Source organism: Trebonia sp. (assembly GCF_030042015.1).
In the GTDB taxonomy this organism is placed as follows: domain Bacteria; phylum Actinomycetota; class Actinomycetes; order Streptosporangiales; family Streptosporangiaceae; genus Trebonia.
The window spans coordinates 1-4,362 of the sequence record NZ_JASIAL010000098.1 but is presented as its reverse complement, the minus strand read 5'-3'; the positions used below and the strand labels follow the sequence as shown (position 1 = coordinate 4,362).

Here is a 4,362-nt window from a genome sequence, read left to right as displayed (position 1 = left end):
GCCACCGCCCGTTCGGGATAAGGAATGGGACGGAACTAGGTGCGGCGGGAACGGTTGACGGCGGACAGCACCGCGCGCATGGAAGCGGTCGCTGTGTTCGTGTCGATGCCGACGCCCCAGAAGACCCGCCCGCCGATGGTGACCTCGACGTAGGCGGCTGCCTGCGCGTCGGTCCCCTCGGTGAGCGCGTGCTCGGCGTAGTCGAGGACCCGCACGTCGATGCTGACAGAGGCGAGCGCGGCGCAGAACGCGGAGATCGGGCCGTTGCCGATGCCCTCGACCTCCTGGGCCGCGCCGTTGACCGACAGCTCCGCCGACAGCACGTGCTTGGCGTCGACCACCGACGACGACTGGTGGCCGAGCAGCAAAACCGGCCCGTCGGCGAGGTACTCGGCGCTGAAGATGCCCCAGATCTCCTGCGGGGTGACCTCGCCGCCTTCGGCGTCGGTGCGGGCCTGGATGACCTTGGAGAACTCGATCTGCAGGCGGCGCGGCAGGTCCATGGCGTGCCCGGTCTTCATCACGTACGCGACGCCGCCCTTGCCGGACTGCGAGTTGACCCGGATCACCGCCTCGTAGGAGCGGCCCACGTCGTGCGGGTCGATCGGCAGGTACGGCACGTTCCACGGGTACTCGTGGAAGGGCGTTCCCGCCGCCGCCGCTTCGGCCTCCAGGGCCTCGAAGCCCTTCTTGATCGCGTCCTGGTGCGAGCCGGAGAACGCCGTGTAGACGAGCTCGCCCGCGTACGGGTGGCGCGGGTGCACGGGGAGCTGGTTGCAGTATTCGACGGTACGGCGGATCTCGTCGATGTTCGAGAAGTCGATCATCGGGTCGATGCCCTGGCTGAACAGGTTCAGCCCGAGCGTGACCAGGCAGACGTTGCCGGTCCGCTCGCCGTTGCCGAACAGGCAGCCCTCCACCCGGTCGGCGCCGGCCAGCACCGCGAGCTCGGCGTCCGCGACGGCCGTGCCGCGGTCGTTGTGGGTGTGCACGGACAGGCACACGTGGTCGCGGCGGGACAGGTGGCGGCTCATCCACTCGATCTGGTCCGCGTACACGTTCGGGGTGGAGCGCTCGACGGTGCAGGGCAGGTTGAGGATGATCTCGCGGTCGGCGGCCGGCTGCCAGGCGTCCATGACCGCCTCGCAGGTCTCGAGCGCGAAGTCAAGCTCGGTGTCCATGAAGATCTCCGGCGAGTACTCGTAGCCGAAGTCCGTGCCGTCGCCCAGGATCGCCTCGGCGTACTTCAGCACGTGCCTGGTGCCCTCGACCGCGAGGGCCTTGCACTCCTCGCGGCCGATGCGGAACACGACCCTGCGGAACGTCGGGGCGGTCGCGTTGTACAGATGCACGGTCGCGCGCTGCGCGCGCTCCAGGCTCTGCACGGTGCGCTCGATCAGGTCCTCGCGCGCCTGGGTGAGCACCGAGATCCGCACGTCCTGCGGAATCCTGTCGCCTTCGATGAGCTCGCGGACGAAGTCGAAGTCGGTCTGGCTGGCCGACGGGAAGCCGACCTCGATCTCCTTGTAGCCCATCTTGACGAGCAGGTCGAACATGGCCCGCTTGCGGGCGGGCGACATCGGGTCGATCAGCGCCTGGTTGCCGTCGCGCAGGTCGGTGGACAGCCAGCGGGGGGCCTTCGTGATCGTCTTGCCCGGCCAGGTCCTGTCGGGCAGGTCGACGGGTTTGAACGGGGTGTACCGGTGGCACGGCATGCCGCTTGGCTGCTGGTAGACAGGCGCGACTGAGCGGGGCGAGGGGTTCTGCATCGTTGCTGCTTCCTTCGGTTCGTCCGGTTTCGCCGATGTGGCCGACTTGGCCTCTATTCGGCTTGGCGGCCAGCGGACATGCCTGAAACCCGCGACGAGGGAGCCAGCCCCTTACAGGCCCCCGCCGCGGCCGCTAAGGAGGAGCAGCACGCACAGCATCGTGACGGCTAGCATATCAGTCCTTCATTCCGAACTATTCCGAACGGACGCGGGGCGGCTGCCCCGGGTTCGGTGCGGCCCTGTCCGCTTAGGCTGGGGGCATGCGCATCGTGCGGTGGGTCAGCGGCGACCACGAGGCGATCCGGGCATGCCATGAGGTGAACGGGGCGGCGGATCACCTCGACGACCCGGCGGGCCCGCCGACATCGGTGCGGACGGTGGAAGTGCTGCTGACACGGCCGCCCGGGCCCGCGCAGACCTGGTTCGTGCCTGGCGAGACGCCGGGCACCGCGCAGGCCTTCTACCACCTGCGGCTGCCCGACATGGAGAACCTGACGATGGGCTACCTGTATCTCGTGGTCCATCCGCGGTTCCGGCGGCACGGGATCGGCGGTGCGCTGCTGCGGCACGCGGCGCGGCAGGCGGCCGCGAACGAGCGGTCGCTGCTGGCGACAGCCGTGCGGCGGGGCTCGGCAGGAGAGGCGTTCGCCCGGCACGCCGGGGCCACGCCGGGCATCGCTGAGGCGAGGCGGGTCCAGGTTCTCGCCAAGCTGCGGTCAGGGCAGGTCGCCGCGCTGCGCGAGTTGGCCGCGCGGGCGGCGGTCGGCTACTCGCTGCTGTGCTGGACCGGCCGGACGCCCGACGAGCACCTGGCCGGTCTCGCCGCCGTGCACAACGCGATGCAGGACGCGCCGCGCACCGCCGGCCACGAGCCCTCGGTCTGGGACGCGCCGCGGGTCCGCGAGCGGATCGACGACCAGCGGGAGCTGTTCGGCACCCGCGGCTACTCGGTCGTGGCGCGGCACGACGCGACAGGCGAGCTGGCCGCGGTCACCCAGATCGAGGTGGACCCCGAGTACCCGGAGTGGGCGTACCAGCAGATCACCGCGGTCGCCAGGCCGCACCGCGGGCACCGGCTCGGGCTGCTGGTCAAGGCCGCGATGCTGGAATGGCTGGCCGTGGCGGAGCCCAGGCTGCAGCGCATCCTGACCGGGAACGCCACCGCCAACAGCCACATGATCTCGATCAACGAGGCGCTGGGCTACGAGCTGCTCGATCCGCAGCCCCAGGGCTACGACCTGCCGGTGGCGGACGCCCTCGCGCTTGGCTCCACCTAGCTAGCTGTGGTGGGTGGTGGGCGCCGGCTGCTGGGCGGTGGTTGCTGGGTGTGCTGGCGGGTCAGCTCTGGCCCGCGCCCTGCGCGGTCAGCGTGATCACGCCCACCGCCTGGGCCTGGGTCAGGCCGAGGTCGGCGGCGACGGACTCGATCGCCGCGCGCTGGGCTCCCGTCAGCGGGCCGTCCGCCATGGCGATCCTGATCAGCTCGGCCAGGTGCCACTCCCTGGCGTGCACCTGCAGCTGGGCGCCGAGCATGGCGATCGCCTGCCGTCCGGCCCCGGCCGACTGCGCCAGGTCGGCCTCGAGCGCCGCGTCGTCATAGTCCTGCGCGCCCGCGCCGGTCACCGCCTCGATGGCACGGCGCCGCGCGGCGGGGCTTGCCGGGTCGCCCGCCCGGAGGATGACCGACACCAGCGCGCGCATCCCGGCGGGCAGCGCCCGCTCCATCTGGGCGGCGGTGGGCAGCCGCAGCACCTCGGTGACGTACCGGGTCTTGCACGTGGCGCACTGCACGTGCTCGCCGGTCTTGCCAAGCGGGACGAGCGGGATGAAGAACAGCGTGATGAAACGACGGCCGGCGCGGCGCCGGTAACGCCGGTCGCCGCCGCATTTACGACAGAAGAAGGCGCCCTGCGCGATCGTGTGGTAGAAGACGCCAAGACCCCAGATGATCAGCACCAACGCCCCTTCCCCTCGTTCGCGCCTCGCGGTCGTCCTTGGCCGATTATGTCCTGTTACGCGCCATTAGACCAGATTCGCGGGGACAACCGTGATCATCCGGTTATCCGTCCGGCCGATGGTAGCGGCCCGGCGGGCGGCGCGCCGTCCGGCCGGGAAAATCGTTCGCGTCGTGCTGGTTGGCGGGTGTTGGCTGGAGGGATGCGCATCGTGCGAGTGGATCCCGCCGACGACGACGCCGTGCGGGCGTGCCATCGGGTACAGGCGGCGGCGCAGGCGATCGACGACCCGCTGCGGCCGCCGATGTCATTCGGCGTGTTCCGCGTCTGGGTGCTGCACGGCTGGGACAGCAACCCCGGCGAGCTGTGGTTCGTCCCCGGCGCGGCGCCTGACGAGGCGCTTGCCTGGTACCAGCTGGAATTCCCTGACCTGGAGAACCGGGACCGGGGCTTCCTCAGGCCGTACGTGCGCCCCGCGTCCCGGCGGCGCGGCATCGGCCGCGACCTGCTGCGGCACGCCGCGGACCGGGCGGCGGCGAACGGGCGGACGGTCTTCGGCGGCGGCGCGGCGCAGGATTCGGCGGGCGACGCGTTCGCCCGGCAGGTCGGGGCAACGCCGGGGCTCGTGGAGGCGCGGC

4 protein-coding genes are annotated in these 4,362 nt (G+C 71.2%); 2 read left to right on the top strand and 2 right to left on the bottom strand.

Annotation, left to right across the window (positions count from 1 at the left end; translation table 11 throughout):
• Nucleotides 1-35 precede the first annotated feature (35 nt).
• On the bottom strand, nucleotides 36-1,769 hold the full coding sequence (gene leuA, locus Q1N79_RS04965) for a 2-isopropylmalate synthase (protein WP_300605036.1): 1,734 nt from the start codon (nucleotides 1,767-1,769) through the stop codon (nucleotides 36-38).
• Between the two features lie 260 nt (nucleotides 1,770-2,029).
• Here leuA and Q1N79_RS04960 point away from each other — a divergent pair, with 260 nt between their 5' ends.
• Nucleotides 2,030-3,046, top strand: coding sequence for a GNAT family N-acetyltransferase (locus Q1N79_RS04960; protein ID WP_300605035.1), 1,017 nt, complete (start codon nucleotides 2,030-2,032; stop codon nucleotides 3,044-3,046).
• Between the two features lie 61 nt (nucleotides 3,047-3,107).
• Here the strand turns inward: Q1N79_RS04960 and Q1N79_RS04955 are convergent, their stop codons facing one another.
• Entirely contained in the window at nucleotides 3,108-3,725 is a 618-nt protein-coding gene (locus Q1N79_RS04955; protein WP_300605033.1) for a hypothetical protein, read from the bottom strand.
• A 210-nt stretch (nucleotides 3,726-3,935) separates the two neighbouring features.
• On the opposite strand from Q1N79_RS04955, the gene Q1N79_RS04950 reads away from it, so the two are divergent.
• Nucleotides 3,936-4,362: GNAT family N-acetyltransferase (locus tag Q1N79_RS04950; RefSeq protein WP_300605031.1), on the top strand; the 427-nt coding region annotated here is incomplete at its 3' end.

What these genes read in the sequence shown, in the direction of transcription:
- leuA (WP_300605036.1), bottom strand. Translation starts at nt 1,769, where the DNA reads ATGCAGAACCCCTCGCCCCGCTCAGTCGCGCCTGTCTACCAGCAGCCA.
- Q1N79_RS04960 (WP_300605035.1), top strand. Translation starts at nt 2,030, where the DNA reads ATGCGCATCGTGCGGTGGGTCAGCGGCGACCACGAGGCGATCCGGGCA.